Consider the following 3,747-nt stretch of genomic DNA (forward strand, 5'->3'; position numbering starts at 1 on the left):
CGGCCCGGGTCCCCGCGGCCAGGCTCCCCGCCGCCCGGCCCGTTCCGGCCCCGCCCGCTCCCGCCTTCCGGACCGCGTCGGCGGACGTCCTCGCGCCCCCGTCGTCCTGCGCGGACGTGCCGGACGAGGAGATCGTGTGGCCGGAGCAGGATCCGCAAGAGCACGCCGGCAGGCACCGGCTGCGCACCGACGACTGGTTCTGCCACCGGCTGGGCACGGCGCTCGCGCTGCTCGCGCACCGGGAGTTCCGCCCGGTGGCCCCGCCCGCGTTGCCGTCGCGCGTCGATATTCGCTTGCCCGGTGCCCTACTCTGACATCGTGATCAGCTGACGAAGCCGCCCGCTCGCCCTCGCGAGCCGTCCCGTTCCGCGACCGCGGAAGCCGGGCATCCCACGACGTTCCGGCGCGACCGCGCCGTCGGAGATGAGGCCCCATGTCAGCGAACCCCACCATCGTGCTGGTCCACGGCGCCGCGAGCACCGCGGGCGTCTGGTCGCCGGTGCAGCGCGAGCTGGCCCTGCGCGGCTACCGCAGCCTGGCGCCGGACCTGCCCGGGCACGGCCTGAACGCGCACCACCCGGCCGCCTACTACCAGTCCCCGCAGGACGTCGAGGCGTTCGCCACCGCCCCTTCCGCGCTCGCCGGGATCGGGATCGACGACTACGCCGAGCACCTGGAGGGGCTGCTGCGCCGCGTCGCCGAGCACGGTCCGGTGCTGCTGGCGGGCACCAGCGCGGGCGGCATCCCGATCACCGCGGTCGCCGAGCGGTGCCCGGAGCTGGTGGGCCGGCTCGTGTACCTGTCCGCGTGGTGCGCGGTGCGCTCGGAGTCGGTGGCCGATTCGGCGCGCTGGCCGGAGCACACCGGGAACCTGCTGGACGAGATCGGGTGGCCGGTCCTCGGCGATCCGGCGGAGCTGGGCGTGCTGCGGTTCAACCTGCGCGACTCCGACCCGGCGCGGTTCCGGGCGGCGAAGGCCGCGATGCTGGCCGAGGGCACCGACGACGAATTCCGCGCCCTGGTGGACGTGCTGGAGCCGGACGCGAACGTGCGCATCGGCGCGGAGCGGGTGCCGGCGACGGCGGAGCGCTGGGGCCGGGTGCCGCGCACGTTCGTGCGGTTCGCCGCGGATCGCTGCACCCCGCTGCCGGAGCAGGACCGCATGATCGCGGACGCGGACGCGCTGGCGCCCGCGAACCCGTTCGACGTGCGGACGCTCGACTGCGGGCACGTCGGGTACTTCTGCCGGCCGGTGGATTTCGCCGAGATCCTGGGCGGGCTCGCCGACGCGCTCTGACCGTCCGAAGTGGACCGATTCGGTCGGTCCACTTCGGACGGACGGGTGAGCGGGGCCGGACCGCTCCCCGCGGTGGTCCGGCTCGTCAGCGGATCACCACGGTGCGTCGCTGATCGCGCCGGTGTCCGGGTTGCGCAGGATGTAGCCGCCCTGGAAGTCCACCTGGACGCCGCCGTCGACCTCGTGCGGGTCGGACGTGGGGTAGCCGAGGTAGCCGGAGTAGCGGTCCAGGTCGTACCAGTGCCGCAGCACGTCGCCCCGCAGCCAGTGCGCCCCGGATTCCGGGGACCAGTAGACGGCCCCGGTCTCCTGGCGGCCGGAGAACTCGTTGAAGCGGCCGATGGCGTCGTCGGCGACCTGCTCGTCGGTCGTGGGGTAGCCGAGCTCGCCGGTCTCCCAGCCCTGCGCGGCCCATGCTTCGCGGATCGCGCCCTGCACCGAGTGCGCGCCCGTCTCCTCCGACCAGTACACCGAGGCGCCGTCCCCGTTCGGGCCGACGAAGTGGTTGTAGCTGCCGGATCCGTCGACGGTGGCGGTGGTCGTCTTCGTCGGGTAGCCGAGGTAGCCGACCTCCCAGCCCTTCGCCTCCCAGAAGTCCCGGATCGGGCCCCACACGCCCTGCGCCCCGGTCGCGTCGGTCCAGTAGATCGAGGCGGGCCCGGTCGCGTCGCTGCCCGCGAACTGGTTGTAGCGGCCGACTCCGTCCGGCGCGACGCGCTCGTCGGCGTCGGCGGCGCCGAGCACGTCGTAACCCCCGATGTCGTTGTACCGCGCGGCGATGTCGCCGTGGATCTCGGTGACGCCGGTGGCCTCGGTGTGGAACAACCAGCCGTACTGGAACCGCTGGTAGCTGGTCTCGCCGTCGGTGTGCTGCGAGTCGACCGGCTCGCCGAGCAGCTGCCGCAGGTCGGCGTCGTTCCAGTACCGCTCTTCGATCGGCGTGAAGGCCTGCTGCTGGGCCTGTCCGGCCGGTTCCGGCACGGCGGCCGCGGTGGCGGCGGGTCCGGCGAGGGCGAGCGGCACGGCGGCCGCGGCGAGCACGATTCCCCAGTTCCTGGTGTTCAAGGCACGTCCCCTTTTCGCTTGCACAGCAAGGAATTTCCGTACGACTTGAGCACGCGGGGCGGGGTCGGCCGGTTGCCCCGGGTTTCGACGTTCACCGGTTCGGCCGCATCGGCCGGGATCCACGACGGAGGCGTCGAGGCCGTGAAGTCCGAGCGTTCGGGCGAAAACGGGGGCGCGGGCGAGATCGGGGCCGGCGACCGGAATCCGGGCGGGGGCGAGCGTTCTGCGGAAGCGGGTGGAACGGGAAGAGGTGCGCCTGACGGACCCCACTCCGTCAGGCGCACCTCAGTTCGTGGCCCGTTTCCCGTTGTACCAGCCGGGATCCGGGCTCGCCCGTCAGCGCTTCGGGAAGTCGGCCACCCGTCCGCCGTCCCGGTGCCAATCCACGTACCCCAGCTCGAACTCGGTGCTGCGGCCCCACGGCACGTCGTGCTCGCCGCGCACCGGGTAGCCGAGGTAGGAGCGTTCCCAGCCGAGCGCGGACCAGCGGGCGCGGATGCCGCCGTACACCTCGACGGCCCCGGTCTGCGGCGACCAGTAGATGGAGGCGGCACCGGTGTCGCCGCCGGTGAAGTGCGCGTACTTGCCGCGCCCGTCGGGGGCGGTGAGCTCGTCGGTGGTGGGGTAGCCGAGCAGCCCGTTGGGGCCGCTGAACTGGAGGTACTTGTCGATGATGGCGCCGCGCACCGAGTGCGCCCCGGTCTGCGGGCTCCACGCGATGCCCGCGGCGAACTCGCCGTCACCGTCGAACCGGGCGTACTTGCCGCGCCCGTCGGCGGCGGTGATCTCGTCGGTGGTCGGGTAGCCGAGCGGCCCTGCCTCCCAGCCGGATTCGGCCCACTTGTCCCGGATCGCGCCGAGCACCACGTGCGCCTCGTTGTCCCGGGTCAGGTAGATGGAGGCGCCGCCGGGGCGGGAGAAGTGGTTGTAGGCGCCAAGCTCGTCGGGGGTCGTGGTGGTGTCGGTGGTGGGGTGGCCGAGCGCGGCACCGCCGCCGTTCTCGGTCCACTTCTCCAGGATCGGGGCGCGCAGCAGGTGCGCGCCGGTGGCGCTGGTGAAGTAGATCGCCGAGGCGGTCTCCTTGCCGTCGAGGCTGACGAACTCGGTGTAGCGGGCGCCCGCGTCGTCGGTGAGCTCGTCGGTGGTGGGCACGCCGACGACGTCGTGCGCGCCGAGCGCGACGAACCGGTCGAGGATGCCGCCGAAGACGATGTGCACGCCGGTGTCGGGCGTCCAGTAGAAGCGGGCGTGCTCGTACTCGCGCCAGCGCAGCGAGTCGTGCTCGACCTACTCCGCCGCGAGGGGGTTGGCGGTGGCCTGCGTCGCCGCGCCGGGCCGCCCCTGGGAGTTATACACCTAACCGCGGCCACGAGCCCCAAAGACGG

The 3,747-nt window shown here is 73.2% G+C and carries 4 protein-coding genes; 2 read left to right on the forward strand and 2 right to left on the reverse strand.

Going from position 1 to position 3,747, the window contains the following annotated elements; genetic code table 11:
* Both LCD31_RS28435 and LCD31_RS28440 read left to right on the forward strand, forming a co-directional pair.
* Positions 1-314 (forward strand): hypothetical protein (locus LCD31_RS28435; protein WP_224963217.1); only part of this gene is annotated, 314 nt, incomplete at its 5' end.
* A 119-nt stretch (positions 315-433) separates the two neighbouring features.
* The gene (locus LCD31_RS28440; RefSeq protein ID WP_224963219.1) at positions 434-1,297 is read left to right on the forward strand and encodes an alpha/beta fold hydrolase; all 864 of its coding nucleotides are present in this window, start codon (positions 434-436) and stop codon (positions 1,295-1,297) included.
* A gap of 93 nt (positions 1,298-1,390) precedes the next feature.
* On the opposite strand, the gene LCD31_RS28445 is transcribed toward LCD31_RS28440, so the two are convergent.
* Both LCD31_RS28445 and LCD31_RS28450 read right to left on the reverse strand, forming a co-directional pair.
* Positions 1,391-2,362 (reverse strand): LGFP repeat-containing protein, encoded by a 972-nt coding sequence (locus LCD31_RS28445; protein ID WP_224963221.1) that lies wholly within the window; start codon positions 2,360-2,362, stop codon positions 1,391-1,393.
* 336 nt (positions 2,363-2,698) lie between these two features.
* Positions 2,699-3,634: a hypothetical protein gene (locus tag LCD31_RS28450; protein WP_224963223.1), complete on the reverse strand. Its 936-nt coding sequence runs from the start codon at positions 3,632-3,634 to the stop codon at positions 2,699-2,701.
* Positions 3,635-3,747: the final 113 nt, after the last annotated feature.

It is taken from the genome of Saccharopolyspora sp. 6M (assembly GCF_020176775.1).
Lineage (GTDB): Bacteria > Actinomycetota > Actinomycetes > Mycobacteriales > Pseudonocardiaceae > Saccharopolyspora_C > Saccharopolyspora_C gregorii.

What these genes read in the sequence shown, in the direction of transcription:
- LCD31_RS28440 (WP_224963219.1), top strand. Translation starts at nt 434, where the DNA reads ATGTCAGCGAACCCCACCATCGTGCTGGTCCACGGCGCCGCGAGCACC.